The sequence below is a fragment of the Candidatus Stoquefichus massiliensis AP9 genome (assembly GCF_000455285.1).
Taxonomy (GTDB): Bacteria; Bacillota_I; Bacilli_A; order Erysipelotrichales; family Coprobacillaceae; genus Stoquefichus; species Stoquefichus massiliensis.
The window spans coordinates 82,177-83,558 of the sequence record NZ_HG005293.1 but is presented as its reverse complement, the minus strand read 5'-3'; the positions used below and the strand labels follow the sequence as shown (position 1 = coordinate 83,558).

The window sequence follows — 1,382 nt, the reverse complement described above, 5'->3', positions numbered from 1 at the left end:
GTGATAACTGTAGTTATAGTTATCACATCGTGGGACAAATTAATGTCCTTTTTTTTATTCTTTTGCAGAACATCATATTCTACGAAATGAATTATAGCATCATTCTTAATATTTTCAATGATAATTATGAAAAAAGGATTTTGTTGCTATTATTTAAAAAATATATTGTTTTCTTTAGAACAACCCTATCTAATTATTTATATTACTAATCATTTTATTAGTAATATAAATTTATGAGAAGAGGAGAAAAGGAAAATGAATAAGAAGTGTATTTCAGAGGTTGCTGGTGAGTGGTTGGAACTTAAGAAGTTATCCGTAAAATATTCAACATTTGTTAAGTATGAAGTTGTTGTTAATAATCATATTAATCCTTATTTTAAGGATTGTACGATTGAACAAATGAATGATGAGATTATTTTAAATTTTTTTCATATGTTATTTAATGAAAATAAGTATGCGAATAGTACTCTTATGACAATTAAGTATGTTTTAAAATCTATTAATCGATATATACAAATTAAATATGGAACGATTAATAATAGTATGGATCTAATAAAGATTGTAAAAAAAGTTAATGAGGTTACAACCCTTACTAATTATCAAAAAAGTCATCTATCTAATTATTGTTTTAATCATTATAAACCAATTCATATGGCAGTATTGATTGCTTTATATGGAGGATTAAGAATTGGAGAAATATGTGCCTTAAAGTGGGAAAACATTAATTATGAAGAGGGATTCATCATAATTAATAAGACAATAGAGAGATTAAAATCTAAAGATACAGCTCAAAAGAAAACAACATTAATGGTATTGAATCCAAAGACTTCTAGTTCTAAAAGAATAGTTCCTATACCATTATTTTTACTTGAATACATAAAAGAATATCAACAATATATTACAATAAAAAATGTAGAAGACTATATACTTACAAATAGTAATCGTATACCAGAGCCCCGTACAACACAATATCGTTTTGCAAAGTTATGTAATCAATTTGGTTTTTCAATAAAGTTTCATTCATTAAGACATAGTTATGCAACAAATTGTGTTATGCAAGAAATAGACACAAAGTCATTAAGTGAGATACTAGGACATTCATCCGTAGGAACTACATTAAACCTCTATGTTCATTCATCGCTTGATTTCAAAAAAAAGCAAGTGAATAAAATTATAAAGTTCTAAACTTATAGTATAGTATTATATTTTTATGAAGGGTATTTTCTATTTAATGGTATACAATTATTAGAATAAGATACAAAAAAGATATTATTAAGTTAGTATTTAATGAAATAAGTTTAAGAATAGTAAGTGGGCACTCAATAAAATGAGTGTCTATTTTTATGTATTATAATTTGCTTATTGCATATATTTGTGATAAG

General features: G+C 24.7%; 1 protein-coding gene. It reads left to right on the top strand.

Annotation, left to right across the window (positions count from 1 at the left end):
- Positions 1 to 255 precede the first annotated feature (255 nt).
- Entirely contained in the window at positions 256 to 1,185 is a 930-nt protein-coding gene (locus BN350_RS15170) for a tyrosine-type recombinase/integrase (RefSeq protein ID WP_028044357.1), read from the top strand.
- The last annotated feature ends 197 nt before the right edge of the window (positions 1,186 to 1,382 follow it).

Excerpts from the sequence above, each read along its gene's own strand:
- BN350_RS15170 (WP_028044357.1), top strand. The coding sequence starts at position 256 with ATGAATAAGAAGTGTATTTCAGAGGTTGCTGGTGAGTGGTTGGAACTT.